29 protein-coding genes, 1 tRNA gene and 1 riboswitch are annotated in these 26,752 nt (G+C 70.3%); of the genes, 20 read left to right on the top strand and 10 right to left on the bottom strand.

Annotation, left to right across the window (positions count from 1 at the left end; translation table 11 throughout):
* The first annotated feature begins 169 nt into the window (after positions 1-169).
* The 6 genes from TU31_RS17045 (at position 170) to TU31_RS17025 (ending at position 4,852) form a co-directional block, all read left to right on the top strand.
* Positions 170-1,609 carry an amino acid permease gene (locus TU31_RS17045; RefSeq protein ID WP_042155165.1) on the top strand — a complete coding sequence of 480 codons (1,440 nt, stop codon included), beginning with the start codon at positions 170-172 and terminating at the stop codon, positions 1,607-1,609.
* 102 nt (positions 1,610-1,711) lie between these two features.
* The gene (locus tag TU31_RS17040; RefSeq protein ID WP_042155163.1) at positions 1,712-2,137 is read left to right on the top strand and encodes a M67 family metallopeptidase; all 426 of its coding nucleotides are present in this window, start codon (positions 1,712-1,714) and stop codon (positions 2,135-2,137) included.
* A gap of 84 nt (positions 2,138-2,221) precedes the next feature.
* The gene (locus TU31_RS36935) at positions 2,222-2,395 is read left to right on the top strand and encodes a putative leader peptide (protein ID WP_018091301.1); all 174 of its coding nucleotides are present in this window, start codon (positions 2,222-2,224) and stop codon (positions 2,393-2,395) included.
* A 130-nt stretch (positions 2,396-2,525) separates the two neighbouring features.
* Positions 2,526-2,804 (top strand): MoaD/ThiS family protein, encoded by a 279-nt coding sequence (locus TU31_RS17035; RefSeq protein ID WP_042155162.1) that lies wholly within the window; start codon positions 2,526-2,528, stop codon positions 2,802-2,804.
* A complete protein-coding gene (locus tag TU31_RS17030) occupies positions 2,804-3,754 on the top strand; it encodes a PLP-dependent cysteine synthase family protein (RefSeq protein ID WP_042155160.1) in 951 nt (316 codons plus the stop codon). The genes TU31_RS17035 and TU31_RS17030 overlap by 1 nt, the downstream gene beginning before the upstream one ends.
* Before the next feature lie 345 nt (positions 3,755-4,099).
* The gene (locus tag TU31_RS17025; RefSeq protein ID WP_042155158.1) at positions 4,100-4,852 is read left to right on the top strand and encodes an MBL fold metallo-hydrolase; all 753 of its coding nucleotides are present in this window, start codon (positions 4,100-4,102) and stop codon (positions 4,850-4,852) included.
* 87 nt (positions 4,853-4,939) lie between these two features.
* On the opposite strand, the gene TU31_RS17020 is transcribed toward TU31_RS17025, so the two are convergent.
* Both TU31_RS17020 and TU31_RS17015 read right to left on the bottom strand, forming a co-directional pair.
* Entirely contained in the window at positions 4,940-6,193 is a 1,254-nt protein-coding gene (locus tag TU31_RS17020) for a PTS transporter subunit EIIC (RefSeq protein ID WP_042155157.1), read from the bottom strand.
* Between the two features lie 260 nt (positions 6,194-6,453).
* Positions 6,454-7,767 carry a PTS transporter subunit EIIC gene (locus TU31_RS17015; RefSeq protein ID WP_042155156.1) on the bottom strand — a complete coding sequence of 438 codons (1,314 nt, stop codon included), beginning with the start codon at positions 7,765-7,767 and terminating at the stop codon, positions 6,454-6,456.
* Between the two features lie 238 nt (positions 7,768-8,005).
* Here TU31_RS17015 and TU31_RS17010 point away from each other — a divergent pair, with 238 nt between their 5' ends.
* The 5 genes from TU31_RS17010 (at position 8,006) to rdgB (ending at position 10,728) form a co-directional block, all read left to right on the top strand.
* Positions 8,006-8,239 (top strand): PTS sugar transporter subunit IIB, encoded by a 234-nt coding sequence (locus tag TU31_RS17010; protein WP_018091307.1) that lies wholly within the window; start codon positions 8,006-8,008, stop codon positions 8,237-8,239.
* A gap of 86 nt (positions 8,240-8,325) precedes the next feature.
* Positions 8,326-9,057, top strand: a complete 732-nt coding sequence (gene rph / locus TU31_RS17005) for a ribonuclease PH (protein WP_018091308.1) — start codon at positions 8,326-8,328, stop codon at positions 9,055-9,057.
* A gap of 253 nt (positions 9,058-9,310) precedes the next feature.
* Positions 9,311-9,454 carry an SCO1431 family membrane protein gene (locus TU31_RS38050; RefSeq protein ID WP_107070692.1) on the top strand — a complete coding sequence of 48 codons (144 nt, stop codon included), beginning with the start codon at positions 9,311-9,313 and terminating at the stop codon, positions 9,452-9,454.
* Between the two features lie 212 nt (positions 9,455-9,666).
* Positions 9,667-10,074 (top strand): hypothetical protein, encoded by a 408-nt coding sequence (locus TU31_RS17000; protein WP_042155153.1) that lies wholly within the window; start codon positions 9,667-9,669, stop codon positions 10,072-10,074.
* A gap of 18 nt (positions 10,075-10,092) precedes the next feature.
* The gene (rdgB, locus tag TU31_RS16995) at positions 10,093-10,728 is read left to right on the top strand and encodes an RdgB/HAM1 family non-canonical purine NTP pyrophosphatase (RefSeq protein WP_042155151.1); all 636 of its coding nucleotides are present in this window, start codon (positions 10,093-10,095) and stop codon (positions 10,726-10,728) included.
* Positions 10,729-10,782: 54 nt separating this feature from the next.
* Here the strand turns inward: rdgB and TU31_RS16990 are convergent.
* The 4 genes from TU31_RS16990 to TU31_RS16975 all read right to left on the bottom strand — a co-directional run bounded on the left by TU31_RS16990 (position 10,783) and on the right by TU31_RS16975 (position 14,055).
* Positions 10,783-10,858, bottom strand: a tRNA-Leu gene (locus TU31_RS16990).
* Between the two features lie 11 nt (positions 10,859-10,869).
* Entirely contained in the window at positions 10,870-11,736 is an 867-nt protein-coding gene (locus TU31_RS16985) for an HNH endonuclease signature motif containing protein (protein ID WP_042155149.1), read from the bottom strand.
* A gap of 10 nt (positions 11,737-11,746) precedes the next feature.
* A complete protein-coding gene (locus TU31_RS16980; protein ID WP_042155147.1) occupies positions 11,747-12,370 on the bottom strand; it encodes an HNH endonuclease signature motif containing protein in 624 nt (207 codons plus the stop codon).
* Positions 12,371-12,516: 146 nt separating this feature from the next.
* Entirely contained in the window at positions 12,517-14,055 is a 1,539-nt protein-coding gene (locus TU31_RS16975; RefSeq protein WP_042155145.1) for an MFS transporter, read from the bottom strand.
* Between the two features lie 340 nt (positions 14,056-14,395).
* Here TU31_RS16975 and TU31_RS16970 point away from each other — a divergent pair, with 340 nt between their 5' ends.
* Complete coding sequence (locus tag TU31_RS16970) at positions 14,396-14,902, top strand: hypothetical protein (protein WP_042155143.1); 507 nt, start codon at positions 14,396-14,398, stop codon at positions 14,900-14,902.
* A complete protein-coding gene (locus TU31_RS16965) occupies positions 14,902-16,218 on the top strand; it encodes a sensor histidine kinase (RefSeq protein ID WP_042155140.1) in 1,317 nt (438 codons plus the stop codon). Before TU31_RS16970 ends, TU31_RS16965 begins: the two co-directional genes overlap by 1 nt.
* A gap of 55 nt (positions 16,219-16,273) precedes the next feature.
* Here the strand turns inward: TU31_RS16965 and bcp are convergent, their stop codons facing one another.
* On the bottom strand, positions 16,274-16,741 hold the full coding sequence (gene bcp / locus TU31_RS16960) for a thioredoxin-dependent thiol peroxidase (RefSeq protein WP_042155138.1): 468 nt from the start codon (positions 16,739-16,741) through the stop codon (positions 16,274-16,276).
* A gap of 224 nt (positions 16,742-16,965) precedes the next feature.
* On the opposite strand from bcp, the gene TU31_RS16955 reads away from it, so the two are divergent.
* The 3 genes from TU31_RS16955 (at position 16,966) to TU31_RS16945 (ending at position 18,199) form a co-directional block, all read left to right on the top strand.
* Positions 16,966-17,283, top strand: coding sequence for a DUF3618 domain-containing protein (locus tag TU31_RS16955; RefSeq protein ID WP_042155136.1), 318 nt, complete (start codon positions 16,966-16,968; stop codon positions 17,281-17,283).
* 131 nt (positions 17,284-17,414) lie between these two features.
* Positions 17,415-17,717: a GroES family chaperonin gene (locus TU31_RS16950; RefSeq protein WP_042155576.1), complete on the top strand. Its 303-nt coding sequence runs from the start codon at positions 17,415-17,417 to the stop codon at positions 17,715-17,717.
* Between the two features lie 73 nt (positions 17,718-17,790).
* A riboswitch (guanidine-III (ykkC-III) riboswitch) is annotated at positions 17,791-17,847 on the top strand.
* Positions 17,848-17,878: 31 nt separating this feature from the next.
* Positions 17,879-18,199 carry a DMT family transporter gene (locus tag TU31_RS16945; RefSeq protein ID WP_042155134.1) on the top strand — a complete coding sequence of 107 codons (321 nt, stop codon included), beginning with the start codon at positions 17,879-17,881 and terminating at the stop codon, positions 18,197-18,199.
* A 21-nt stretch (positions 18,200-18,220) separates the two neighbouring features.
* Here TU31_RS16945 and TU31_RS16940 read toward each other — a convergent pair whose 3' ends face one another.
* Positions 18,221-20,419 (bottom strand): transglycosylase domain-containing protein, encoded by a 2,199-nt coding sequence (locus tag TU31_RS16940; protein ID WP_042155132.1) that lies wholly within the window; start codon positions 20,417-20,419, stop codon positions 18,221-18,223.
* A gap of 289 nt (positions 20,420-20,708) precedes the next feature.
* Between TU31_RS16940 and TU31_RS16935 the strand changes: the two genes are divergently transcribed.
* The 4 genes from TU31_RS16935 to TU31_RS16920 all read left to right on the top strand — a co-directional run bounded on the left by TU31_RS16935 (position 20,709) and on the right by TU31_RS16920 (position 24,125).
* Positions 20,709-21,506: an ABC transporter permease gene (locus TU31_RS16935; RefSeq protein WP_042155130.1), complete on the top strand. Its 798-nt coding sequence runs from the start codon at positions 20,709-20,711 to the stop codon at positions 21,504-21,506.
* Positions 21,507-21,594: 88 nt separating this feature from the next.
* Complete coding sequence (locus TU31_RS16930; protein ID WP_107070709.1) at positions 21,595-22,359, top strand: ABC transporter permease; 765 nt, start codon at positions 21,595-21,597, stop codon at positions 22,357-22,359.
* Positions 22,360-22,409: 50 nt separating this feature from the next.
* On the top strand, positions 22,410-23,435 hold the full coding sequence (locus tag TU31_RS16925; protein WP_042155125.1) for an ABC transporter ATP-binding protein: 1,026 nt from the start codon (positions 22,410-22,412) through the stop codon (positions 23,433-23,435).
* 9 nt (positions 23,436-23,444) lie between these two features.
* Entirely contained in the window at positions 23,445-24,125 is a 681-nt protein-coding gene (locus tag TU31_RS16920) for a DUF1707 SHOCT-like domain-containing protein (protein ID WP_042155123.1), read from the top strand.
* 50 nt (positions 24,126-24,175) lie between these two features.
* Here the strand turns inward: TU31_RS16920 and TU31_RS16915 are convergent, their stop codons facing one another.
* Together TU31_RS16915 and TU31_RS16910 are read right to left on the bottom strand one after the other, a co-directional pair.
* Positions 24,176-25,159, bottom strand: a complete 984-nt coding sequence (locus tag TU31_RS16915; protein WP_042155121.1) for a BtrH N-terminal domain-containing protein — start codon at positions 25,157-25,159, stop codon at positions 24,176-24,178.
* Positions 25,160-25,291: 132 nt separating this feature from the next.
* A complete protein-coding gene (locus TU31_RS16910) occupies positions 25,292-26,602 on the bottom strand; it encodes an SGNH/GDSL hydrolase family protein (protein WP_042155119.1) in 1,311 nt (436 codons plus the stop codon).
* Between the last annotated feature and the right edge of the window lie 150 nt (positions 26,603-26,752).

Raw genomic sequence — 26,752 nt, 5'->3', positions numbered from 1 at the left:
CGATCTTCGATGGCGCGTGTTAAATGTTCACGACCTGCCGTGAGCGACGCCACCCCTGTCGCCGCGGGAGCGCTGAGCCGGCCGACCGTCGGCGTGCAGGAACTCCATCCGGGGGGATCGGGACCCGATCCGGACAGACCGGGTCGGAATGGAGAAAGGCGCACCACTCATGACCTCTGTGCAGGTCGACAAGCAGCACGACGGTAATGAGGCACCTGGGCAGGAGCCCGAAGAGGGCTACCAGCGGGGGCTGGGAAACCGTCAGATCCAGATGATCGCCATTGGTGGCGCCATCGGTACCGGCCTGTTCCTCGGGGCCGGCAAGGCGATCTCGATGGCCGGGCCGAGCATCGTCCTCGCCTACGCCATCGTCGGTCTCGTCATCTTCTTCATCATGCGGGCCCTGGGTGAACTGCTCATGTACCGGCCCGTTTCCGGCTCCTTCTCGGAGTACGGACGCGAATTCCTCGGCCCGTTCATCGGCTTTGTGACCGGCTGGACGTACTGGCTCTTCTGGGTCGTCACCGGCATCACCGAAGTGACCGCCGCCGCCACGTATGTGCAGTACTGGAACAAGGGCATACCGCAATGGGCCTCGGCGCTCGTCTTCACGTGTGCGCTCTTCGGTATCAACCTGATCTCCGTGAAGATCTTCGGTGAGCTGGAATTCTGGTTCTCGATGGTCAAGGTCACCGCGATCATCGGCATGATCCTGATCGGCCTCGGCGTGATCACCCTCGGCTTCTCCGACGCCGGTGACACCGCCTCCTTCACGCTTCTGTGGTCCGACGGCGGGTTCTTCCCCAAGGGCATCGGCGGCACGCTGATGACGCTTCAGATCGTGATGTTCGCCTTCCTCGCCGTCGAACTCGTCGGCGTCACCGCGGGCGAGGCGACCGATCCCAAGAAGGTTCTGCCCAAGGCGATCAACACCGTGCCGTGGCGGATCGGCCTCTTCTACATCGGTGCGCTGATCATCATCCTGTCCGTCGTCAGCTGGACGGCCTTCAAGCCGGGCGTCAGCCCGTTCGTCGCCGCCTTCCAGCAGATCGGTCTGCCGGCCGGTGCGGGCATCGTCAACTTCGTCGTGCTGACCGCCGCGCTCTCCTCGGCGAACTCGGGCATGTACTCCACCGGCCGGATGCTGCGCGACCTCGCGCTCAACGGCCAGGGGCCGAAGTTCTTCACCCGGCTGAGCAAGAACGGCCTGCCCACCTGGGGCACCGGCGTCTCGGTCGCGATGATGCTGTTCGGCGTCTACATCAACTACCAGTGGCCCGGTGAGGCGTTCAACTACGTCGTCTCCTTCGCCACCATCTCCGGTATGTGGGCGTGGATCGTCATCCTGGCCTCGCAGCTGCGCTACCGGGCCAAGGCGAACCGTGGCGAGCTGCCGCAGTCCGAGTTCAAGGCTCCCGGCAGCCCCTTCACCTCGATCTTCGCGCTGGCCTTCATCGGCATGGTGATCGTGATGATGGGCGTCGACAAGGACGCCCGGATCTCCCTCTATGCGGCTCCCGTGTGGGCGCTCATCCTGGGCGTCGGCTACCTCTGCATCAAGCGGCGGGACGCGGCGCTCCTGGCGGCCGGTGCGGACGCCAAGAGCTGAGGCAGCACCCCGGACGCCGGTGAAACCGCCCGGCTGTCCAGCATGCGGGCCCGTATGTACCACTCTTCGGTACGTACGGGCCCGCTGGCTATTCTTGGCGCCATGCTGACCCTCACCAAGGCCCTCTTCGACCAGATCGTCGAGCACTCCCGCCAGGACCACCCCGACGAGGCCTGTGGCGTGGTCGCGGGCCCGGCGGGCAGCGGCCGGCCCGAGCGGTTCATCCCGATGCTGAACGCCGCCCGCTCGCCCACCTTCTATGAGTTCGACTCCTCCGACCTGCTCAAGCTCTACCGCGAGATGGACGACCGGGACGAGGAACCGGTGATCATCTACCACTCGCACACCGCCACCGAGGCCTACCCCTCGCGCACCGACATCTCGTACGCGAACGAGCCCGGCGCCCACTATGTCCTGGTTTCCACCGCTGACGCCGATGACGCCGGCCCCTTCCAGTTCCGCTCCTTCAGGATCGTGAACGGCGAGGTCACGGAGGAAGAGGTCGAGGTCGTGGCGGAGTACTCCTGAGCGCGTCCCACCTGGCGTACACCAATCGTCCGCATCATGGGACGAGGTTCCAATACCCGGACCGGGAATCGATACGATGACCGCATGGTTGACCACGACGTGAGCGAGAAGAGGCCGGGCATGCTGCTGCTCGCTCCGCTCGCCACGCGTCGCTCCGCATCCGCGCTGCTCGGCGCGTTCGGCTGCGGAGCCGCACGGCTGCACGTGGATCTGTGCCGCCTTTCCAGCGCCATCTGTCCGCGCTGCGCCGGCGCCTGACCCGGCCCGTACGGGCGCGCCCTGCGCGCCACCCGCACTTCCCGCGTCACCCGACGCCCTCCCGGCCTGCCGACCGCCGTGCACCCGGGACGCACAGCATCCGCCACCGCACTCCCACAGGAGCACTCCCATGGCCATCGAGGTCCGAATCCCGACCATCCTGCGCACGTACACCGACGGCCAGAAGGCCGTCGAGGGCAGCGGAGACACCCTCGCCGACCTCTTCACCGACCTGGAGAGCCGGCACGCCGGTATCCGCGAGCGCCTGGTCGACGGCGAGCAGCTGCGCCGCTTCGTGAACGTCTACCTCAACGACGAGGACGTCCGCTTCCTGGAGGGCATCTCCACCAAGCTCGCCGACGGCGACAACGTGACGATCCTCCCGGCCGTGGCCGGCGGCATGCGCTGATGCGTTACGACTCCCCGCTGGCGGCGGTCGGGAACACCCCTCTCGTCCGCCTCCCGCGCCTCTCACCCTCCGAGGACGTCCGTATCTGGGCGAAGCTGGAGGACCGCAACCCCACGGGCTCGGTCAAGGACCGGCCCGCGCTGCACATGATCGAACAGGCCGAGAAGGACGGCCGGCTCACCCCCGGCTGCACCATCCTCGAACCGACCAGCGGCAACACCGGCATCTCGCTCGCCATGGCGGCCAAGCTCAAGGGCTACCGCATCGTGTGCGTCATGCCGGAGAACACCTCCTCCGAGCGGCGCGAGCTGCTCGCCATGTGGGGCGCCGAGATCATCTCCTCGCCCGCGGCCGGCGGCTCCAACACGGCCGTCAAGGTCGCCAAGGAGCTGTCCGCCGAGCACCCCGACTGGGTGATGCTCTACCAGTACGGCAACCCCGACAACGCCGGTGCGCACTACGCCACCACCGGCCCGGAGATCCTCGCCGACCTCCCCTCCGTCACCCATTTCGTGGCCGGTCTGGGCACCACCGGCACGCTCATGGGCGTCGGCCGCTATCTGCGCGAGCAGGTCCCCGGCGTCCAGATCGTCGCCGCCGAACCGCGCTACGACGATGTCGTCTACGGTCTGCGCAACCTCGACGAGGGCTTCATCCCCGAGCTCTACGACGAGTCCGTGCTCACCACCCGCTTCTCGGTCGGCTCCGAGGACGCGGTCCGCCGCACCCGCGAACTCCTCGCCGAGGAAGGCATCTTCGCGGGCATCTCCACCGGCGCGGCACTGCACGCCGCGCTCGGCGTCGCCAAGAAGGCGGTCAAGGCGGGGCAGCCCGCCGACATCGTCTTCGTCGTCGCCGACGGCGGCTGGAAGTACCTCTCCACCGGCGTCTACACCGCCGAATCGACCGAGGCCGCCATTGCCACCCTCCAGGGCCAGCTCTGGGCGTAGCGCGGGGCGGAATTCCGGGATGCCCCCGGGTGAGGACCGGGGGCACTCCGCGGACGGCGGCGGGCCGGTATCCCTCCGCGGCCGCACCGGTCCCTGCGTACGGGCGTACGGGCGTACGGGGCGACAGCCCAGACTGGTGATTCCGCCCACAGCTCGCCCCGCTGGAGGCGCCACAGGACCTTTTGCGGCTTACGCTCGTGGGCACCGCACAGACCGCCAAGGATCCGGCACCACCCCGGCAGGGACCCGCCGGGACACCCGCACGGACCTTCCCCGAGCGCTCACTGGGTTCGAGCAGGGGGAGGCCCCTGACCGCCGCCCCCGCCCACGGAGGTTCACGCCCGTATGAAGCTCACTGTCGTCGGATGCTCGGGCTCGTTCCCTTCCATGGAATCGGCCTGCTCGAGCTACCTCCTGGAGGCCGACGGCTTCAGGCTGCTCCTCGACATGGGCAACGGCGCCCTGGGCGAATTGCAGCGCCACTCCGGCCTCTATGACCTGGATGCCGTGCTCCTGTCGCATCTGCATGCAGACCACTGCATCGATTTGTGCGGCTATTTCGTCGTCCGCTACTACCGCCCGGACGGCGGGCGTTGTGCGCCGATGCCGGTCTACGGGCCGGCCGGCACCGAGCAGCGGCTGACCGCCGCACACGCCGATGTGCCGCACGACGGCGCGATGAGCGAGGTCTTCGACTTCCGCACCCTGACCCCCGGCACCCTCACCATCGGCCCCTTCACGATCCGTACGGAACACGTCAGCCACCCGGTCGAGGCCTTCGGCTTCCGCATCGAGCACGGCGGCCGCACCCTGACGTACTCCGGGGACACCGGCCCCTGCGCGGCACTGGAGTCGCTCGCCGAGGGCGCCGACTTCTTCCTGTGCGAGGCGTCCTTCACCTACGGCAAGGAAGACATCCCGGATCTGCACCTCAACGGCCGGGAGGCCGGCGAGACCGCCCGACGGGCCGGCGTCGGCCGGCTGGTGCTGACCCACATCCCCCCGTGGACCGACCCGGACATCAGCATCCGCGACGCCCAGAAGGTCTACGACGGCCCGGTCGAGGGCGCCAAGGCGGGCGCGGTCTACGAGATCTGAGCGGCACGGCGGGCGCGTCCCGCCATGGCGAAGGCCCCCGGAATCGCAGGGATTCCGGGGGCCTTGATGCTGCCAGGACCGGCGCGCTCACGCCTTCGTCAGGTCCTCGACCTCCTCCTCGGGCTCCCGGCCCGGGGTGGTGAGGTTGAACTTGGTGATCGCGAAGCGGAACAGCGCGTAGTAGACCACCGCGAAGACCAGGCCGATCGGGATGATCATCCAGGGCTTGGTGGCCAGGTTCCAGTTCAGCGCGTAGTCGATGAAGCCGGCGGAGAAGGTGAAGCCGTCGTGCACACCGAGCGCCCAGGTGAGGGCCATGGACAGGGCGGTCAGCACCGCGTGGATCGCGTACAGCACCGGCGCGATGAACATGAACGAGAACTCGATCGGCTCGGTGATACCGCAGACGAAGGAGGTCAGCGCGAGCGAGATCATCATGCCCAGGACCGCCTTGCGGCGCTCGGGGCGAGCGGTGTGCGCGATGGCGAGGGCGGCCGCCGGCAGGCCGAACATCATGATCGGGAAGAAGCCGGACATGAACTGGCCGGCGGACGGGTCACCGGCGAAGAAGCGGCCGATGTCGCCGTGCGCGACCTTGCCCGCGGCGTCGGTGAAGTCCCCGAGCTGGAACCACGAGACGGTGTTGACGAACTGGTGCATGCCGATCGGCAGCAGCGCTCGGTTGATCAGGCCGAAGAGTCCGGCGCCGGCGGCACCCAGGCCGGTCATCCACTCGCCGAAGGAGGAGATGGCGTCGCCGATGGGCTCCCAGACCAGTAGGAAGACCACGCCGACGGCGGTGCCCACGAAGGCCATGATGATCGGGACCAGTCGGCGGCCATTGAAGAAGCCCAGCCAGTCCACCAGCTTCTTGCGGTGGTAGCGCTGCCACAGGACCGCGGCGAGCAGGCCCATGATGATGCCGCCGAGGACACCCGGGTTGTTGAGGACCGGCTCTACCCACTTGCCCTTCTCGATGTGGCCTTCCGTGACCGGGAACGCCTTGAGGACATTGCCGTAGACCAGGAAGCCGACCAGAGCGGCGAGCGCCGTCGAGCCATCGGACTTCTTCGCGAAGCCGATGGCGACGCCTATGCAGAACAGCATCGGCAGATTGTCGAAGACCGCGCCACCCGCAGCAGCGAAGACCTTGCTGACGTCGATCCAGCCCAGGCCCTTCTCGCCGAACACATCCGGCTGACCGAGGCGGTTGAGGATGCCCGCGGCGGGCAGGACGGCGATCGGCAGCTGGAGGCTGCGGCCGATCTTCTGCAGGCCCTGGAACAGGCCGGAGCCCCGCTTCTTCGCGGGGGCCGCCTTCGTGGCGGTGGCCGAACTCATCGGATTCCTCCTGGTGAGGCGGGCGCTCGAAGGGGGGACGGCCCGCGCTTGGTCTACACCTTGGTCTAAACCACTAGTGGTTTAGACCATTCTTAGCACGTAGTCCCGACATAAAGGAATCCAAAGGAATTCATTCTTCCAAGTGGTGTGGACCACATGGCAACCGGCCCCCGGGTCACAGGACCCAGGGGCCGGCGGCACGCCACACCAGGCCGGGCGGCGGACCGTGTGGGGCCACTTCCGGCGATGTTCCGGCGGTGCTACTTCACGTTCTCCCGCTCCATCGCGTCCCCCACCTCATCCGGCTCGCGGCCGGGCGTCGCCAGGTTGAACGCGGTGATCAGGAAGCGGAAGAGGACGTAGTAGACCGCCGCGAAACACAGGCCGATGGGAATGATCAGCCAGGGTTTGGTCGCCAGGCCCCAGTTGATGACGTAGTCGATCAGTCCCGCCGAGAAGCTGAAGCTGTCGTGGACCCCCAGTGCCCAGCTCACGCCCATCGACACACCCGTCAGCAGTGCGTGCAGTACGTACAGCAGCGGCGCGACGAAGAGGAAGGAGTACTCGATGGGCTCGGTCACGCCGGTCACGAACGACGTGAGACCGACCGACAGCATCATGCCCGCGATCTCCTTGCGGCGGTGCGGCTTGGCGCAGTGGGCGATCGCCAGCGCCGCCGCCGGCAGCGCGAACATCATGATGGGGAAGAACCCGGTGGTGAACTGCCCCGCGTCCGGATCGCCCGCCAGGAACCGGTTGATGTCACCGTGGACCACCGTGCCGTCCGGCTTGGTGAAACTGCCGAACTGGAACCAGACGAAGGTGTTCAGGAACTGGTGCAGCCCGACCACCAGCAGGGCACGGTTGGCGACGCCGAAGATCCCGGAACCCCACGCCCCCAGGCCCGACAGCCACTCACTGAAGCTCGTCAGTGCATCGCCGATCGGCTGCCAGACGAACAGGCACAGCACCGCGAAGACCAGGCCGACGAAGGCCATGATGATCGGGACCAGCCGGCGGCCGTTGAAGAACCCCAGCCAGTCGACCAGTTTCACCCGGTGGAAGCGCTGCCAGAGCCAGGCGGACAGAAAGCCCATGACGATGCCGCCGAAGACCCCCGGGTTCTGGAAGGCGGCCTGGGTCACCGTGTTGGTCCGGTCCACGCAGACCCCGCTCCACAGGCCCGCCTGGGTGTACACCTGGCCCGCGGAGCAGCCCTGCGGGAAGGCGTGCAGCACCGAGAAGTAGACGAGGAAACCGGCCACCGCCGCCAGTGCCGTCGACCCGTCCGACTTCTTGGCCATCCCGATCGCCACACCGATACAGAACAGCAGCGGCAGGCCGAGCGCCGAATCCAGCAGCGCACCGCCGGCGGCCGCGAAGACCTTGCCGACCGCGTCCCATCCCAGCCCGTCCGCGCCGAACACATCAGGCTGGCCAAGACGGTTGAGAATCCCCGCGGCGGGCAGGACGGCAATCGGCAGCTGGAGACTGCGCCCCATCTTCTGCAGGCCCTGGAAGAAGTTCGACGCCCAGTTCCTCCTCGGCGCCGCCGCCGCTGCGTTCGCGCTCATCCCTGTCCTCCCGGCGGCCGGCCCGTCGACAACCGGCCCGGTGCTTGCCGCATACTGGTGGTGTAGACCACTTTCGGGGGCGCGCCGCCGCCGGACTTCCGGCTGCCCGGCGCGCACTCCGGTGATCGCCATCCTTCGTCAGACAGCGGACAAACGCCCACATAGTTGGGCTGAACGTGCGTTACGGTGTGAAACCGCACGGCGGCACCGCCGGCGGCCGAGACAAGCAGGAGTGGACATGGCCAGCAAGGCTGAGAAGATCGTCGCCGGGCTCGGCGGACTCGACAACATCGAAGAGGTCGAGGGCTGCATCACCCGCCTCCGCACCGAGGTCGTGGACTCCTCCCTCGTCGACGAGGCCGCCCTCAAGGCCGCCGGCGCCCACGGCGTCGTCAAGATGGGCACCGCGATCCAGGTCGTCATCGGCACCGACGCGGACCCCATCGCCGCCGAGATCGAAGACATGATGTGAGCTGACCCCCGCTCACTCCCGAAGGCCCCGCCCCGGACACCACCGCCCGGAGTGGGGCCCTCGCCGTTCCCGATAGGGTCTACGCCATGTCTCGCATCGACGGCCGCACCCCCGAACAGCTCCGCCCGGTCACCATCGAACGCGGCTGGAGCAAGCACGCCGAAGGCTCCGTCCTCATCTCCTTCGGCGACACCAAAGTCTTCTGCACCGCCTCCGTCACCGAAGGCGTCCCACGCTGGCGCAAGGGCACCGGCGAGGGCTGGGTCACCGCCGAATACTCGATGCTGCCCCGCTCCACCAACACCCGCGGCGACCGGGAATCCGTACGCGGCAAGATCGGCGGCCGCACCCACGAGATCAGCCGCCTCATCGGCCGCTCCCTGCGCGCCGTCATCGACTACAAGGCCCTCGGCGAGAACACCATCGTCCTGGACTGCGACGTCCTCCAGGCCGACGGCGGCACCCGCACCGCCGCCATCACCGGCGCCTACGTCGCCCTCGCCGACGCCATCACCTGGGCCCAGGGCAAGAAGCTCATCCGCCACGGCCGCAAGCCCCTCACCGGCACCGTCTCCGCCGTCAGCGTCGGCATCGTCGACGGCACCCCCCTCCTCGACCTCTGCTACGAAGAGGACGTCCGCGCCGAGACCGACATGAACGTGGTCTGCACCGGCGACGGCCGCTTCGTCGAGGTCCAGGGCACCGCCGAGGCCGAGCCCTTCGCCCGCGACGAACTCAACGCCCTCCTCGACCTCGCCGTCGCCGGCTGCGCCGAGCTCGACGGCGCCCAGCGAGCGGCACTGGCCCGCACGCTCTGAGCGGCGCCCGCAGCGGTGCACACCGGCCCGCGCTCCGGGGACTCGGAGCGCGGGCCGCTGTGTGCCCCGCCCGGAGCGCGGGCCGCCGCGTGCCCCGCCCGGAGCGAGGGCTGGCCGCTTTCTCCCCCCCCCGCGAGGCCACGCCGCACGGAGGAGGGCCCCGACCTCTCCCGGCCCCTGGCCCCCCTGTGACCCTTTTCTCACGGGGCCGCCCGCTCTGGAAAAGCCACCACGGCACCCGCACTGTGGAGCCATGTCCACCACCGCTGCCACCGCGCCCCGCACCCGCGCCCGCACCGGCGGGCCCAAGGACGACTCCCGGCTCCTGGAGCACGTCCTCGGCTGGACCCTGGTCGTCGCCCTCGCCATGCTGCTCACCCAGACCGGCCTCCTCTGACGGACGGCCGCCGGGGAAGGGGCGCCCCGCCCGGCCGCCGGGGGAGGGGCCGCGCCGCACGGCCACTGGCGGAGGGGCCGCGCGGCCGCTTGCCGACGGGCCGGCCCCGCCGCACCCCCGCTGACGAAGGACGCCCCTGCGCGCAACCAAAACAACCCCGCCCCGCGTTTCTTCCTTTGCCCGCACATTGCCAAGGGAAGGAAACCCGCGCCATGGCCCCCCGCACGCTCCCGCAGCGCCGCCGCGCCACCACCGCAGTCGCCGCGCTGGCGGCCGCCACCCTCGCGATACCGCTGCTCTCCGCCTGCGGAGCGGTCCAGAAGGCCATGGACTGCGCCAACACCGCCTCCTCCGTCGTCGACGCCGTCGACAAGCTCCAGCAGGCCGCGGACACCGCCGTCAGCGACCCGCAGAAGACCCAGCAGGCCCTCGACGACATCGACAAGAACCTGCGCAAGCTCAGCAAGGAGACGAGCGACCCCGACCTCTCCAAGGCCATCGACAAGACGAACGACGGCATCAAGGCCGCCCGCAAGGACCTCGACAACAACAAGGCCCCCGACATCCAGCCGATCGTCGACGGCACCGGCCAGATGACCAAGATCTGCACTCCGGGATAGCCGGGATAATCGGGTCCCATGCAGACTCACACCGGCGGACCCTCCGCACGCCCCCGCCGCCTCATCCTCGCCACCCGTAACGCCGGCAAGGTCAGGGAGCTCCGCGCGATCCTGGAGGCGGCCGACCTCGACATCGAACTCGTCGGCGCCGATGCCTACCCCGACGTCCCCGACGTCAAGGAAACCGGCGTCACCTTCGCCGAGAACGCCCTCCTCAAGGCCCACGCCCTCGCCCGGGCCACCGGCCACCCCGCCGTCGCCGACGACTCCGGCCTCTGCGTCGACGTCCTCGGCGGCGCGCCCGGCATCTTCTCCGCCCGCTGGGCCGGGACCCACGGCGACGACCAGGCCAACCTCGCCCTGCTCCTGGCCCAGCTCGGCGACATCGCCGACGAACACCGCGGCGCCCACTTCGCCTGCGCCGCCGCCCTCGCCCTCCCCGACGGCACCGAACGCGTCGTCGAGGGCACCCTCGAAGGCACCCTCCGCCACGCCCCCACCGGCACCGGCGGCTTCGGCTACGACCCCATCCTCCAGCCCCTCGGCGACACCCGTACCTGCGCCGAACTGACCCCCGCCGAAAAAAACGCCATCAGCCACCGCGGCCAGGCCTTCCGGGCCTTGGCACCGGTGGTGCGGGAGTTGCTGGGCTGAGACGGACAGCGAAACGGCCTCCCGGTCCGAGGACTGGGAGGCCGTACGCGCAGGTGGGCCCGGTGGGACTCGAACCCACGACACACCGGACCTAAACCGGCGCCCTCTTGGCCAGCTGGGGTACGGGCCCGCGCGCCTACCTTACTGTGCCCGGGCGCGGAGTTGCGCGGGGATGGCCGGGTGCGCTGACCGGCAGGAGAAAGTTCTCGTCTGGCTGTGGCACGAGGGGCACAGATAGCGCAGGTTCTCCAGACGATTGTCCAGCCGGTCCCCGTTGATGTGGTCGATCTCCAGGACGAGCCGCTTGCCCTGCCAGGTGTCCCCGAGGCCGCACTCCGTGCACCGCCGGGGCACCTTCTTCTCATCGAGGGCACGGCGTAAGAGCGTCGTTCTCTCGCGTCGGGAACCTGGTTCTCGTTGCCGGAGGATGTGGTCGGCCGACCTGCGGTTGGGGGGAGGAAGCCCCCGCCGGTGGCCCTGCCCTGTGAAGTGCTTGGTCGACAGGCCGTATGCCTCGATACCGCGCTTCACCGCTCTTCGTGAGGTGCCGTTGTCGGTCAGGGCGAGGCACGCAAGGACTCCGGCGAGGCTCTGTGAGGCGGCCACGGCCCGCTCCAGTTCGCCGCGTGGGGGCAGGGAAGAGCCATGCCGGTGGCGGGTGAAGTGGGAGGTGTCGATGCCGAATTGGTCCAGCTTCCTGCGGAGGTGCGTGTACGCGCTGTCGTAGGGCGGAACCTCCATGTACTCCAGCATCTCCCGGATGCTGTGGGACTGCGAGGCGGCCTCGGTGAGCAGCGCCTTGGTGTACGAACGGTGCTGACGGCGTGGCAGCGGCTCGTCGACGAAGTGCCCGGTGTCGATGCCGTGGTGCTGCAACCGCTCGCGCAGGTATCTGCGCGGACCGCTGCCCAACGGCGCGTCGAGGCGGCGCATCATGTCGACCAGACTGGTGGAGGCTGCGGCTGTACGGGCCAGCAGATCGCGGGTGTAGGTGGCGCGCCGGGCCATGGTCGGAACGTCACTTCCGCCGGAGCTTGCGGCCGCGGTACGTGTCGGTTACCGCATGGCAGTTGGGGCACAGCAAGCGCAGATTGGCCGGCCGGTTGTCCCACCAGTCACCGTTGAGGTGGTCGACTTCCAGGCGCAGCGGCTTGCCGTTCCATTCCGTACCCGTGCCGCACATCGCACACCGCTCCGGAGCTCCCCGGCGCAGCAGATCCTTGCGCAGGCGCTCGCCTCCGGTCCGGCCGTCGGCCGGCGAGCCGAGAACCAGAGGGTCGCGCTTGGTGCTCCTGGCGGGTGCGCGGGACGTTGCGGTGAAGTGCGAGATATCGATGCCCAGTTCGGCGATGCGCCTGCCGATGTGTGCTTGATTTCCGCCGACCGGGCTGATGCCGAGACGGCGTACGACCTCGGCGATGCTGTGCGAGCAGGCCACCAGCTCACGAAGCCGGGACTCGGTGTGCCGTACGCCAGGGGGAGCGAAGTGCGCGGTGTCGACGCCTGCTTCCCGCATTCTTGCGCGCAGGTAGCGTCTGCTGCCGGGCGACGGTGTCCCGCCGAACCATCGCACGGCGTCGTCGAACGACGAAGAAGCGCGTGCGGCCTTCGCAAGCCGCTCGGGCGTGTACTTGACCGGCATGACTCCCCCGTCCCGCGCACCGGATCCCCCCATGCGTCCTCGAACAGAACAACGATCGAATGCAAGCCCGGTTACGGCAGGCGGCGGAGAGACGGAAAGGGCCCCGGGGAATGGTCCCCGGGCCCCTCGATGTCCTGTGCCGCAGCTCAGAAGCGCGGTTCCGTGGTCTGGGCCTCGATGAGTTCGACGGCCTCCTCCTTGGTGGCGACGGAGGGTGGGGAGCCTTCGAGGGGCTGTTGGGCGGTTTCCTTCATGCATGCGACGGCGATGACGCCGACGAGGGCGGCGCCCATCGTGTAGTAGGCGGGGACCATCACGTTCTTGTCGAAGACGTCCATGAGGGCGGTGATGACCAGGGGGGTGGTGCCGCCGAAGAGGGAGACCGCCAGGTTGTAGCCGATGGAGAGGGAGCCGTAGCGGACGTTGGTGGGGAAGAGGGCGGGGAGGGCGGCGGACATGGTGCCCAGGAGGCAGACCAGGGAGAGGCCGAGGAGGGCCATACCGGCGCAGACCGCGGGGACGCTGCCCTGCTTGACGAGGAGGAAGGACGGGATGGCCAGGACGAAGAAGCCGGCCATGCCGGTCATCAGCAGCGGCTTGCGGCCGTAGCGGTCGCTGAGCTTGCCGACGGTGCTGAGGATGCACATCAGGGCGGCCATGGTGCCGAGGAGGATCAGCAGGCCGTGGGACTCCTCGTAGTGGAGGGTGTCCGTCAGGTAGGTCGGCATGTACGACAGCAGCATGTAGTCGGTGATGTTGTAGGCGCCGACCAGGGCGATGCAGAGGATGAGGGTGGGCCACTGCTGGGTGAAGATCTCGCCGATCTTCTTCTTGGGGGCGTTCTCGGAGAGGTGCGAGAACTCCGCCTCGGTCTCGACGGCGGAGTTGCCGCCGCCGTGGGTCTGGGCGGCCTCGAACTTCTGGAAGGCGGGGGTCTCGTCGAGCTTGACCCGGAGGTAGAGACCGACCAGGCCGAGCGGGCCGGCGATCAGGAACGGCAGGCGCCAGCCCCAGTTGAGCATGGCCTCGTCGCCGAGGGTGGTGTTGAGCAGCAGCACGATGCCGGCGGCGCCGGTGTAGCCGATGAGGGTGCCCATCTCCAGGAAGCTGCCGAAGAATCCGCGCTTCTTGTCGGGGGCGTACTCGGCGATGAACGTGGACGCGCCGCCGTATTCACCGCCGGTGGAGAAGCCCTGCACCAGGCGGAAGAGGATGAGCAGGACGGGCGACCAGAAGCCGATGGTGGCGTAGGACGGAATCAGACCGATGCAGAGGGTGCCCAGCGCCATCATGATCATGGTGAGGGCGAGGACCTTCTTGCGGCCGATGCGGTCGCCGAGGGGGCCGAAGTAGGCGCCGCCGAGGGGGCGTACGAGGAAGGCCACGGCGAAGGTCGCGAAGGACGACAGCAGGCTGGTGGTGGCGCTGCCGCCGGGGAAGAAGACCTGGCCGATGGTGACCGCGAGATAGCTGTAGATCCCGAAGTCGAACCACTCCATGGCGTTGCCGAGCGCGGCGGCCTTCACGGCGCGCTTGACGACCCGCTCGTCGGTGACGGTGATGTCGGTGCGCCGCAGTCTGGGGTTCTTGCGCCGGGCGACGGCACGGAAGAGCACCCGGTGGCGCTTGAGCGCCTCCCGGTCCTGGTCGGGAGCGGGGGCGGCTTCGGTGCTGCCGGTCGGCACGAGGCGGTCCTCTCGGTCGGTCAGCGCGGGGTGCGCGGTGGGATACGACAGGTGCGCCTGCGCAGTGGAGCGCGAATCAAACCACTCTGGCCGGAGGAATTGAGGTACGTCACGCGCGGCTGGGCCGTCCGGAGCACCGGAGCGGGGCTGTGGCAGGGCCGCGGCGGGGGCGCGCCAGGGGTGCGGCAGGGCTTGTTACAGGACTGGTACACAGCCGAGTGCCCACCGCAGCGTTGAGGCAATCAGCCTGTGTGGCGGGGACGGGAGAGTGGCAGCGCAGGACGCGGCATTCGTGTTTGCTGTGGGGGGTACGGGGTGTCGTCCCCGGGAGGAGAGCGTGATGACGGACCGCGAACGGGCCCGCTGGAGTCGGGGGCGTACCGCGCTGGCGGCCTTTGTCGCGGTGACCGCGCTGGCGGCCGGCGGGGTGTGGCTCGGGCAGGCGTCGGACCGTGCGTCGGCGGTGGATGCCGCGCCGAAGACGTCGGCGGTGCAGGACGTGAAGGACGCCGGCACCTCGTCCGGGGGGCTGCCGGGGGTCCGGGACTGCGGGCGCGGCAGGCCGGTGACCAAACCGCATGTGATCACGCTGACCTGCGAGGATGCGGAGATGGTGGCGACCGCGATCACGTGGAAGTACTACGGTGCGCGGGAGGCCTTGGGGGTGGGCGTGGTGCAGGTGGAGAAGTCGGACGCCGGGGCGGGCGCGGATGCCGGGTTCCCGGCCACCTTCCGTCTGCGGGACCCGGAGCGGGTCGGCGGGGAGTTGGCCTTCACCGGCCTGGAGGTGACGTACGAGGGGTCCACGCCGCTCGGTGACACGACGGAGATGTACACCCTCGCGTGATGGGCATTCGAGGCCGGATCGCGCTGGCCATTTCCTGTATGACCGCGCTGGCCGTGGTGGTGCTCGGGTTTGCCGTGCACCACATAGCGGACGCGGAGCGGGAGCGGTCGGCGCGGGCGTATCAGGACGACCGGCTGAGTTCGGCGCTGCAGATCTTCGAGCGGGACGGCACGCTGGCGCTGGGGGCGCAGCTGAACGACGAGGACCTGCCGCGGCCGTTGCGGGAGGCGGTGTTCCGGAACCAGTCGGGGACGTATGTCAGCGGCGGTGGGGATCCGCGGGTGTGGGCGGCGACCGGGGTCGGCGGCGGCGAGGGGAGCAGGCCGGCGCGGTCGCTGTCGGTGTCGGCGGCGTATCCGGATGACGATCCGGCGCAGATGGCGCTGGACCGGGCGCTGCTGATCGCGGGGTGCGGCACGGTCACGCTGATGGCGGGGGTGTCGTGGTTCGTGGCGCAGCGGCTGTCGCGGCGGCTGCGGCTGAGTGCGGCGGCGGCCCGGCGGATCGCGGCGGGGGCGGCGCCGGACGCGGACGCGCTGGCGAGCAACGGCCGGGACGAGGTGGCCGAGTTGGGCCGTAGCGTGCATCACATGGCGACGTCGCTGGCGGCGCGGGTGGAGGCGGAGCGGGAGTTCACCGCGGATGTGGCGCATGAGCTGCGGACGCCGGTGGCCGGTCTGGTGGCGGCCGCGGAGTTGTTGCCGCAGCCGCGGGCGGTGGAGCTGGTGCGGGACCGGGCGCAGGCGATGCGGCGGCTGGTGGAGGATCTGCTGGAGGTGTCCCGGCTGGACGCGGGCGTGGAGCGGGCCGATCTGGACGCCTGTGAGCTGCCGTCGCTGGTGCGCGGGATCGTGCAGCGGGCGGCGCGGCAGCGAGGGGTCGACGAGGCCGACGAGGTGTCGGTGTCCGTGGAGGGGGAGCCGCGGATCGTGGAGACGGACCGGCGCCGCGTGGAGCGGGTGCTGGTGAATCTGCTGGCGAACGCGGCCAAGCACGGCAAGCCGCCGATCGAGGTGGTGGTGGCCGGTGCGCGGATCGTGGTGCGCGATCACGGTCCGGGGTATCCGGCGGAGTTGTGTGCCGAGGGGCCGCGGCGGTTCCGTACGGCCGCGCCGGAGCGGGGCACCGGGCACGGTCTGGGGCTGACGATCGCGGCCGGCCAGGCGGAGGTGCTGGGCGCGCGCCTGGACTTCGGCGCCGCCGCGGACGGCGGCGCCGAAGCAGTGCTGGAACTTCCGGATCACACGGCGACAGCGCCGGGAATCGGTATGTCACTCGCCGAAACCGACAACGGCTTCTGCCCCGGGCCACCCTGACGCGGGGCGCCTGCGGTGCTGGAACTTCCGGACCGGGCGGAGCCCGATCTCGCGGTTACAGCCCCAGGTCCTTGATGATCTTCGCGACGTGGCCGGTGGCCTTGACGTTGTAGAGGGCGCGCTCGACCTTGCCGTCCTCGTCGAGGATGACGGTGGAGCGGATGACGCCGGTGACGGTCTTGCCGTAGAGCTTCTTCTCGCCGAAGGCGCCGTAGGACTCCAGGACCGTCTTGTCGGGGTCGCCGAGGAGGGTGACCTTGAGCTCTTCCTTCTCGCGGAACTTGGCGAGCTTCTCCGGCTTGTCGGGGGAGATGCCGATGACGTCGTAGCCGTGGCCGGTGAGGAAGTCGAGGTTGTCGGTGAAGTCGCAGGCCTGCTTGGTGCAGCCGGGGGTCAGGGCGGCCGGGTAGAAGTAGACGATGACCTTGCGGCCCTTGTGGTCGGCGAGCGAGACCTGCTTGCCGTCCGCGTCGGGCAGGGTGAAGGCCGGTGCGGTGTCGCCGGGCTGAAGTCGCGCGCTCATGGTTCTCCTTCGCGTGGGTCCGTACGCCCCGACATTAGCCAGCCGGGGCACGGCATGGTGCCGGGGGCGTCCCGGCGCCGCGAAACGGGGGTGCTGTGGGGCGTGTGGGGGGCCGAGCTGACAGACTGTCCATGACGAATCGGCAGTCAGTGGTGTGGCCGGTTCCGTACGGGACCACGAGTCCGGCCCCGTACGCATCGGCGCGAGACGACGGAGGCAGCGCGGTGGCGGAAGCCAGGACCCCGGCGCAGATCGAGGCGGACATCGTCCGCAGGCGGCAGGAGCTCGCCGTCACGCTCGACGAGATCGGTGTGCGGCTGCACCCGAAGACGATCATGGATGATGCGAAGGCCAGGGCGGCGGCCGCCGTGGACCGTACGGCCGGGCGGGCCTATGTGGCCGCCAACCGCGCGGTGACGGATGTGCGGGCGCAGCTGGTGTCGGAGGACGGTGCGCCGCGGCTGGAGCGGATCATTCCGGTGGCGTTGGTCGGCGTGGCCGTGGTGGGCCTGCTGACGCTGCGTGCCAGGCGGCGTTGCTAGGGCCGGGCCGATAGGCCGCCGCGGGCGGGCCCGGGGCGGCCCGCGGTGCGTGCCGGGCGGCGCCGGGCAGGTACGGTCGTGCCGTGAGCCCGAATAACACCAAGGACACCCACGACAAGCTGCCGATCCGGATGCTGCACGACCGTGTGCTGGTCCGGACGGACATCCCCGAGGGCGAGCGCCGCTCGACCGGGGGCATCGTCATTCCCGCGACCGCGGCGGTCGGCCGCCGCCTGGCCTGGGCCGAGGTGGTCGCGGTCGGGCAGAACGTGCGGACCGTGGAGGTCGGGGACCGGGTGCTGTACGACCCGGAGGACCGGGCCGAGGTCGAGGTGCGCGGAGTGGCGTATGTGCTGATGCGGGAGCGCGATCTGCATGCGGTGGCCGCGGAGCGGCTGGAGGGCGCGGAGGACTCGACCGGGCTGTATCTGTAGCAGGTCCGCCTCCGGCCAGGGGGTTCTTGCGGGCGGTGACCGGGGTCACCGCCCGTTTCGCTGCCCTTTGCTAGCCTCGGAACCCACCCGACGAGACGCGCCGTACCGGGTCAGGACAAGACGACGCACCCCTGTTGAAGCTCTTTCGCGGAGGTGCCGTCATGGCCTGGATCCTGCTGCTCGTCGCCGGTCTGCTGGAGGTCGGCTGGTCGGTCGGGATGAAATTCACCGACGGCTTCACCCGGCTGTGGCCCAGTGTGTTCACCGGCGCGGGCATCGTCGCCAGCATGCTGCTGCTCTCGTACGCCGCCCGGACCCTGCCGATCGGCACCGCCTACGGCGTGTGGGTCGGCATCGGGGCGGCCGGGGCGGCGGTCGTCGGCATGATGGTGCTCGGCGAGCCGGCCACCGCGGCCCGGATCTGCTTCATCTGTCTGCTGCTGGTCGCGGTGGTCGGGCTCAAGGCGACGTCGGGGCACTGACGCCCGGCCGGTGCCGCGCCGCTATCCGCCCCACCCCCACCCCATCTGCCGCTCCAGGACATCGCTCTGGGGCTGGACCGTGGGGAAGTCATCGGTCGGGGGTGTGGTCGGCTCGGGCTCGGTGGGGGCGGTCGGGGTGGGGGGAGTGACCGTGGGCCGGGTGGGGCCGACGGTGGGCGGCACGGGGGTGGTGGGCGAGTCCGTCGGGTCGGTGGACGGGCTGCCCGAGGCGCTGGGCGACAGTGAATCGCTGCTGGAGGGCTCGGGCGAGGACGGCTCCGCGCCCGCCTCCAGCTGGAGGTCGAAGTCGCGGACCGGGCGGCCTTCCAGTGCGGCCGCGGTGTAGTCGGCCCAGATCTGGGCGGGGTAGTCACCGCCGTTGACCCGTGACAGGCCGCCCGCGCCGTACAGGGGCTCCTGTGCGGCGCTCTCCGGGTTCTGGCCCAGCACCGCGACGACGGTGGCGAGTTCGGGGGTGTAGCCCGCGAACCAGGCCGCCTTGTCCTCCTCGGCGGTGCCGGTCTTGCCGGCCGCGGGCCGCCCGGCGCCCTGGGCGGCGGTGCCGGTGCCGCCGTCGACGACGCCGCGCAGGATCGCGGTGGTGGTGTCGGCGGCCGGCCTGGGGACGGCCCTGGTCTCCTCGCGCTCGGGCAGTTCGATCTCCTCCTCGCTCTTGGTGACCTTGTCGACCAGGGTGTACGGCCGGTGGCTGCCGTGGTGGGCGAAGGTGGCGTAGACCTGGGCCATGTCCAGGACGCTGGGGGTGGCGGTGCCGAGCGAGACGGCGCCCTGGGAGGAGGCGAGGCTGGGGGTACGGGCGGGGATGCCCAGGTCGACGGCGGTGGCCTTGACCTTGGCCGGGCCGACGTCGATACCCATCTGGGCGTAGACGGCGTTGACGGATTTGTCGGTGGCCTCGGTGACGGTGATCGGGCCGTAGGAGCGGTCGTCCTCGTTGGCGGGCGCGAAGCCGGTGGGGCGTCCGTGACTGACCGTCATCCGCTTGTTGGTGCCGTCGTAGACGGTGTTCGGGGTGATCCGGGTGCCGTCCTGGGTGGTGGAGCCGTGCGCTACGGCGGAGGCGAAGACGATCGGCTTGAAGGTGGAGCCGACCTGGTAGTCCCGCCGGGTGGCGCCGTTGACGTACTGCTTGGCGTAGTCGATACCGCCGTAGAGGGCCACCACCCGGCCGCTCGCGGGGTCGATGGAGGCGCCGCCGGCCCGGACGTAGCGGTCGACCTTCCGGGAGTCGTCGAGCCGGTCCATCACCCGGGTGTTGACCGCTTTGACGAAGGCGTTCTGGCGCTTCTTGCCGATGGTCGTGGTGATGCGGTAGCCGCCGCCGCGCAGGGTGTCCTCGTCGAGGATGTGGTGGTCGGAGAGGTAGTTCTTGACGGCCTCGACGAGGTAGCCGCGCTGCCCGGACAGCCCGGGGGAGGCTTTGGCGCGCCGGGTCTCGGGGAACTCCAGCGCGGCCCGCTCGGTGCGGGTGAGCCACTTCTTCTTGACCATGCCGTCCAGCACGTAGTGCCAACGCGCCAGCACCCGCGGCCGGTTCTCGGGGTGGGCGGTGAGGTCGTAGGCGCTGGGGGCGTTGAGGAGGGACGCGAGATAGGCGCCCTGGGCGGTGGTCAGCTGCTCCGCGTCGCGGCCGTAGTAGGACCGGGCGGCGGCCTGGATGCCGTAGGCGTTGCGGCCGTAGTAGCTGGAGTTGAGGTAGCCCTCCAGGATCTTGTCCTTGCTCACCTCGCGGTCCAGCTTGATGGCGATGAAGAACTCCTTGGCCTTGCGGGTGAGGGTCTGTTCCTGGCCGAGGTAGTAGTTCTTCACGTACTGCTGGGTGATGGTGGAGCCGGACTGTTTGCCCTTGCCGGTCAGGGTGTTCCAGGCGGCCCGGATCATCGCGGCGGGGTCGACCGCGGACTCGGAGTAGAAGTCGCGGTCCTCGGCGGCGAGTACGGCCTGCTGGACGGACTTGGGGATCTGGCTGAGGGTGACGTTCTGCCGGTTGACCTCACCGTCGTGGGCCAGCTCGGAGCCGTCGGAGTAGAGGTAGATGTTGCTCTGGGCCTTGGCGGCGCTGTTGGCCGGCGGGATGCCGACGAGCAGATAGCCGGCGATCATCCCGCCGACGACGAGCAGCAGGAACAGCAGCCCGGTGCCCAGCACCGTGCGCCAGGTGGGGATGGCACGGCGCCAGCCCGTGCGTGGTCCGCTCATGTCGGTATGGACTCCTCGGCCGCCGCCGGAGGTTGTACTGCGACGGACGGTGTCGTGTCGGGGGATGGCGCGCGGTACGCCGGGAGAGCAACTGCCGCCCGCGGGGAAACTCTCGCATCATGCGTCCCGGTCAACGGAGGTGGCGCGCACCGCGGACCGCCACCTGACCGGCCGAATGGCGCCCACGGCTCACCCGAAGCGGTGATAATTCGATGGTGCCCGCCGTGCCCGCGACTTAGGCTCCGGTGCTTTGCGCGTCCGACGGGAACGGGGCTGGGGGGAGCACGGCGTGGTGTACGCGGCGGTGGCGGCCGGCAGCTTCCGGCGGTACGCCACCTATCGGATCGCCACCGTGGCGGGGGTGTTCACCAACACGGTCTTCGGCTTCATCGTCGCCTACACGTACATCGCGCTGTGGGACGAACGGCCGCATCTGGGCGGCTACGACCAGGCGCAGGCGCTGACCTTCGTCTGGACCGCGCAGGCGCTGCTGGCCACTGCGGCGCTGATGGGCGGCGGCGGGCTGGACGAGCTCCAGGAGCGGATCCGTACCGGCGATATCGCGGTGGACCTCTACCGGCCCGCGGATCTCCAGCTGTGGTGGCTGGCCGCGGATCTGGGCCGGGCCGGGCTCCAGCTGCTCGGCCGCGGGGTGGCGCCGATGGCGGTGGGCGCCCTGGTCTTCCCGCTGGCGCTGCCCGGCGATGCGCTGACCTGGGGCTGTTTTCTGCTGTCGGTGCTGTTCGGGGTGCTGGTGAGTTTCGCGCTGCGGTATCTCGTCGCGCTGGCGTCGTTCTGGCTCCTCGACGGCTCGGGGCTGGCCATGATCAGTGGGCTGGCCTGCATGTTCTTCACGGGGATGGTGCTGCCGCTGCGGGTCTTCCCCGGCGGGTCCGCGGAGGTCGTCCAGCTGCTGCCGTGGGCGGCGATTCTTCAGGTGCCGGCCGATGTGCTGATGGGGGTCCGCAGCGGCGACGGGCTGGTGCGGGGGCTGGTGTTCCAGGCCGGGTGGGCGGGGGCGCTGCTGGCGCTGGGCCGGCTGGTGCAGTCGGCGGCGACCCGCAAGGTGGTGGTGCACGGTGGCTAACGGGCGGACGGCGGTGCCGGGCCGGGACGGGCGCGGGCGGACGGCGGAGGCGGTGCGGGGCCTGGCCGCGTACGGGCTGATCGTCCGGATGTGGGTGCGCTCCACCCTCGCCTACCGGACCTCGTTCGTGATGATGACGGTCGGCAGCTTCGCCGCCAACGGGCTGGACTTCGTCGCGATCATGCTGATGTTCTCGCAGATCGAGGCCCTCGGCGGCTTCACGCTGCCCGAAGTGGCCTTCCTGTACGGCACGTCCGGGATCGCGCTGGGCCTGGCGGACCTGCTGCTGGGCAGCATCGAGGGGCTGGGCCGGCGGATCCGGGACGGCACCCTCGACACGCTGCTGCTGCGCCCCGTACCGGTGTTCGCGCAGATCGCGGCGGACCGCTTCGCGCTGCGCCGGGTGGGCCGGATCACCCAGGCGCTGCTGGTCCTCGGCTGGGCGCTGCCCCGTATCGAGGTGGACTGGACGGTGGGGCGGGTGCTGATGGTGCCCATGATGGCGGTGTGCGGCACGGCCATCTTCGCGGCGGTCTTCACCGCCGGGGCCGCCTTCCAGTTCTGGGCGCAGGACGCGGCCGAGGTGCAGAACTCCTTCACCTACGGCGGCAACGCGCTGCTCCAGTACCCGCCGACGGTGTTCGCCAAGGAACTGGTGCGCGGGGTCACCTACCTCGTCCCGCTGGCCTTTGTGAACTGGCTGCCCGCGCTGCGGCTGCTGGGCCACCCCGACCCGCTGGGGCTGCCGGGCTGGGTGGACTTCCTGGGGCCGGTGGTGGCGTCGCTGATGTGTGCGGGGGCCGGGCTGGCGTGGCGGCTGGGGCTGCGGGGGTACCGGAGCACCGGCAGCTGAGGGCGCCTCACGGGGCGGGGCGTGAACGGGACGACGAAGGAGTGGGCGGGATGAGCGGTGCTGCCGCTGCGGAGCAGCTGATCGAGGTCGACGGCGTCGAGAAGGTCTTCTCGGTGCGGCGCAAGGCCGGCCGGCTGCGGCGGGTGCGGCAGGAGGTCCGGGCCGTGGACGGCATCTCCTTCCGGGTGCCGCGCGGCGAGATGGTCGGCTACATCGGGCCGAACGGCGCCGGGAAGTCCACCACCATCAAGATGCTGACGGGCATCCTCGTCCCCAGCGGCGGCCGGCTGCGGATCGCCGGCATCGACCCGGCGCGGGAGCGGACCCGGCTCGCCCGCCGGATCGGGGTGGTCTTCGGGCAGCGCACCACGCTGTGGTGGGACCTGCCGCTGAAGGACTCCTACGAGCTGGTGCGGCGGATGTACCGGGTCCCGGACCGCACCTACCGCGCCAACCTGGAGCGCTGTGTCGACCTGCTGGACCTGGGCCCGCTGCTGACCGTGCCCGTACGGCAGTTGTCGCTGGGGCAGCGGATGCGCGGCGATATCGCGGCGGCGCTGCTGCACGACCCCGAGGTGCTGTATCTGGACGAGCCGACCATCGGCCTCGATGTGATCAGCAAGGCGAAGGTGCGCGAGTTCCTGCGCGAGGTGAACGCCGAGCGGGGCACCACGGTCCTGCTGACCACCCATGACCTCACCGACATCGAGCAGTTGTGCCGCCGGGTGATGGTCATCGACCACGGCCGTCTGGTGTACGACGGCGGTCTCGACGGGCTGCGGGCGGCCGGTGACGGCGAGCGGACGCTGGTGGTGGACCTGGCGCGGGAACTGCCGCCGATCGAGGGCGTACCGGGCGCCCGTACGGTCCGGGTGGACGGGCCCCGGCAGTGGCTGGCGTTCCCGGCGTCGCAGAGCGCGGCGCCGCTGGTCGCGGCGGTCGCCGCACGCTATCCGCTGGTGGATCTCTCGGTGCGGGAGCCGGACATCGAGACCCTGATCGCCGAGCTGTACGCGGGCGGTGGGACACGGCGGGATGGCGCGGAGGACGGCGGCAATGCGCGTGGCGCCCTCTAATGTGTCCGTATGACTGAAGACCTCCCGGAATTGCGCGCTTCCGACACCGACCGTGAGCGGGTCGCCGAGATCCTGCGGGACGCCCTCGCGGAGGGGCGGCTGGCGATGGAGGAGTTCGACGAGCGGCTGGACGCGGCCTACCGGGCCCGCACCTATGGGGAGTTGGCGCCGCTCACCGCCGATCTGCCGGTGGCCGCGGCGGCCCCGGCGCCGCTGTCGCTGCGCAAGGAGAGCGGTGCGCCGGCGGGGTGGTCGGAGCGGATCGTGAGCGGCACGGACGGTTCCGCGGTGGGCGTCGGCATCATGGGCGGCTTCCAGCGCAAGGGCCGGTGGACGATCGGCCGGCGTTTCACGGCCGTCGGTGTCATGGGCGGCGGGGAGATCGACCTGCGCGAGGCGAACTTCGCCGGCCCGGAGGTCGTGATCACCTGCTGGGCGCTCATGGGCGGGGTGCAGATCATGGTGCCGCCGGGCGTCCATGTCGACGTCCGCGGGCTCGGCATCATGGGCGGCTTCGACGCGCGGGAGGACGGGGAACCGGCCGAGCCCGGCGCGCCCCGGGTCGTCGTCAAGGGCCTGGCGCTGATGGGCGGCGTCAGCGTCGAGCGCAAGCTGCCCAGGGCCGAGCGCCGCCGCCTGAAGGAGGAGCGGCGCCGCCTGAAGGAGGACGGGCGCAAGGAGCTGGACTAGGTCCGTCTCGAAGTCTCGCCTGCCTCGCAACGCCCGGCACGGACAGGCCCCTAGAGCATGCTCAGTGCCTGCATCGCCTCGCGTTCGACGCGCGAGAGCTCGTGGAGGAGGGAGCCGGCCCGCGTGAGGTTCTCCGCGTCGCCGGATTCGCCTGCTGCCGCGATGAGTGCGGCCACCTGGGTCCAGAGGGTGGCGGCCTCGGTATACAGGCTGTGGCCGGTGCGCAGGTGGCTGCTGTCGATCAGCTGGGCGCATTCGGCGAGGAAGTCCCGGTAGAGATTGCGGAACAGGGCGCCGCCGGTGCCGGCCTTCTCCATGAGGAGGGCGGCCCGTGCCAGGTCCTCCCGCGGATTGTCGCTGCGCTCCCGCCACTTCGGCAGGTGCTTGGCGGTCTTCTCGATGCCCCGGTGGCCCAGGTTCGCGATGGGCGGGTTCAGGAAGGCGTCGGCGCAGCTCTTGATCGCGGGGATGATCCGGTCCTGCGGTGGCGTCAGGCTGCCGGGCGCCGTGAGGGTGAAGGAACGGTGCTTGGCGGTCATGGGGCCGCGCTCGGCCCTGGCCCTGGCCAGGCCGGCGAGGCCGGTCGAGACGGCTCCGCCCTGAGGGGCGGTGTCCACCAGATAGGCGTCCTGTTCGTCGTAGCCGTACATGGCCACGACGTGCCCGCCGAAGTGCACCTTGGTGCTGAAGTAGTCCAGGTGGTAGCTGTCGAGCTGAAGGCCGACCGGTCGACCGGCGTCGAGGGGTGCCGCCACGTTCTGCCACGCCTTGCGCGGGGAGGTGGTCTCCTTGACCAGAAGATCGAGCCCGAGTGCGGCGGCCAGGTTCCTGGTGAGCTCGAACGGCTTGACCCGGCCTCCCAGGAAGGGAAAGCCCATGCTCTTGCTGTCCCAGTAGAGGAAGGACAGCCCGGAGCCGAGCCCGAACAGCATGGGTTCGGACAGGTCGAGTCCCTCATGCCGCAGCAGCACACCCAGCGCCGTCGTCTCGCAGTGCTGCATACCGCGGACATCGATGCCTTTCACCATGGCCATGCCGCTCAGTCTCCTCCCTCACCGGACGACGCCGCCGCGGAGGGGCGTGCCGGACCACCACGTCCCGGGCGGCTCGCCCCGGGCCCGCCGCCCCACGGGCTGAATTCGGGGCGGCAGGCTGCTCCGTTGGTGTTACAGCGCGGCGGCGGCCGACTGCTTGAGGTGGGCGAGGTTCACGGCGTAGGCCATCGCCCGGAAGCCCTCGTCGCTCGGGTGGAGGTGGTCACCGGAGTCGTACTCGGGGCGCAGCCGCCCCGGCGCCGCCGGGTCCCGCAGCGCCTTGTCGAAGTCCACGACCTCGTCGTAGACGGTGCCGGAGCGGATGATGCGGTTGACCTGTTCGCGGACCGAATTCAGCTGTGCGGAGTAGCCGCGGTGTCCCCCGAACGGCGTCAGGGTGCTGCCGGTGACGCGCAGACCGCGGGCGTGCGCCTCCCGGACGATCTGCCGCATCCCGCCGACGATCTTCTCCGGGTCGAGCTGACGCGGGGTCTTGAACAGGTCGTTCAGCCCGATCTCGACGATCACCGCCTTCACTCCGGTACGCGACAGTGCGTCGCGCTCCAGCCGGGACAGCACACTGGGCCCGTTGTTGGGCGAGAACCGGCTGCCGTTGACCAGCAGCCGGTTGCCGCTGATGCCCTGGTTGAGGACGCCGTAGCGGGGCGCGCCGGGCTCGGTGCGCAGCCGGGCGGCGAGGAAGTCCGTCCAGCGGTGGTTGGCACCGGCGGTGGAGGTGATGCCGTCGGTGATCGAGTCGCCGATGGCGACGACCGAGCCGCGGGCCTGGGTGCTCCACACGTCCACGCCCGTCAGATACCGCCAGTACGGGCTCTGCTCGGTGTAGGCGGCGCCGGTGGCGTCCTCGGCACGGTCGCCGCGCGCCAGGTAGGAGGTCTGCCGGGCGTACGGGTGGTAGGTGGCGGGGCCCGAGGGGGACGGCGAGTACGTGGTGACCAGCAGGTCCGCGTCGCCGGGCACCTTCAGCCGGGCCGGGTCGCTGGTGACCGCGCCGCCCGCCGGGATGGTCACCGCGGGCTTGCCGCCGAACGACAGCCGCCGCATGGTGCCGCTCGCGGCGGTGGGGTTGCTGGGGGCCGCGGCCAGCGCCAGCGAGGCGTGGCTGACCACCAGCGGCCGGGTGCCGTAGAGGTTGGAGAGCTGGATGCGGACGCCGGAGCCGCCGACGCTGGTGTGCACGACATTGCGTATCGACATGCCCGCGTAGCCGTTCAGGGTGCCGGGCTCGGCGGCCGCGGCGGCCGCCGACCAGGTGCCGACCCACTGTCCGGAGACCGCGGGAGCCGCGGGGTCGCGTGGCTTGTGCGGGGAGGTGCCCGGACCGCCGTCCTCGCCGCCGAAGCCGACGAATATCGCGGTCGAGATCAGTACCACCACTGCTGCCAGACCGGCGAGCAGGGAGTAACCCACACTTTTCTTCATGCGGGAGGGGTCTCCTGGGTAAAGCGGAGCAGCACGCTCCGGGCGGGCAAGGGCAGCGGATGATCAGCGGCACCGTTGCGGTCCGATCGGTCCTTCATGATCCCACGGACCTCGGGGACGCCGCCCGGCGCCCCGCTCGATGCCTCCACG

This window comes from Streptomyces lydicamycinicus (assembly GCF_000829715.2).
GTDB lineage: Bacteria > Actinomycetota > Actinomycetes > Streptomycetales > Streptomycetaceae > Streptomyces > Streptomyces lydicamycinicus.
Note: the sequence above shows the minus strand (reverse complement) of the source record. Positions and strands in the feature narration are given on the sequence as shown.